This is a genomic window from Spirosoma arboris (assembly GCF_009754945.1).
Classification (GTDB): domain Bacteria; phylum Bacteroidota; class Bacteroidia; order Cytophagales; family Spirosomataceae; genus Spirosoma; species Spirosoma arboris.
This window is the reverse complement of record NZ_WPIN01000062.1, coordinates 1-1006: the sequence shown is the minus strand read 5'-3', so window position 1 is coordinate 1006 and position 1006 is coordinate 1. Positions and strand designations below refer to the sequence as shown.

The 1006-nt window shown below is 52.0% G+C and carries 1 protein-coding gene; it reads right to left on the bottom strand.

The features are described from left to right. Nucleotides 1-1006: replicative DNA helicase (locus tag GO755_RS40660; protein WP_157591170.1), on the bottom strand; the 1006-nt coding region annotated here is incomplete at both ends.

Below are 1006 nucleotides of genomic sequence, written 5' to 3'. Positions count from 1 at the left end.
CACTCGGACAGCAACGGGTTCACCGTTCTCAAACTCACCCCGACTACTGTAATAAGCCGAGTACTTGAGCCGGTGATACAAGACGACCGCATCGTCACCGGTACGAATAACACCATCTCGGCTTTTGGCAATGTGAACCTCCGTTAAGTTGGCCGTCGAAACCCCATCGGGGTACTGGCTGAGATGGTAATACTCTGGTCGAAACAGAAAGAATATCGCATCGGCATCCTGCTCTAAATCGCCCGAACCGCGCAAATCGCTCATGATCGGCCGCTTCTCCCAACTACTCCGTTTATCGGGCTCTCGGGAAAGTTGCGATAAAGCCACAATTGGCACGTTGAGTTGCTTGGCTAAGTCTTTTAGCGTGCCTGAGATGGCCGTAATCGTCTCCATTGCCGTGACTCTAGGCCGGTAATCTCTGACTCGTTGCAGGTAGTCGACAAAGATGATTTGAGCACCATTCAACACTAACCGGGTAATGCGCGATTCCAGGCGGTCCAACGAGCAAGGTGAATCATCAATTTCCAATGGAGCCTTCTCAACGATGGCCAAGGCTTTTGCCACTAAATCTCGATGGGCGTTGCCTAATCGAATGTCTTCGACGCTAAAACCACAGTAACGCGTAGCAAGCCGACGAACGATCGATTTGTCAGTTCCTTCCAGAAGCAGTACCCCTACTGGAATTTTCTGCTGAATAGCGATGCCGTCAAGCTGCTGACACAGATAAGCGGACTTGCCCATTGATGGTCTACCTGCTGGGACATACAAGCATCCCGGCTCATAGCCACCAATGGCTTCATCAAACAAGCGAATACCCGACTTGATCAGGTGACGCCCTCCCTGGCTCATTTCCTCCAGGACCGCACGGGTCACGTCCGCGAGTACTTTCGCTCGTCGGTCCGGCAGATTGCTTTCCATCCGATCAGTCTGCTGACGAAATTGATGACCTGCCTGTAACACGTCGGTCGAAGGATTCTCTAAATCCCGAGCATAGTCTAAGGCAGCT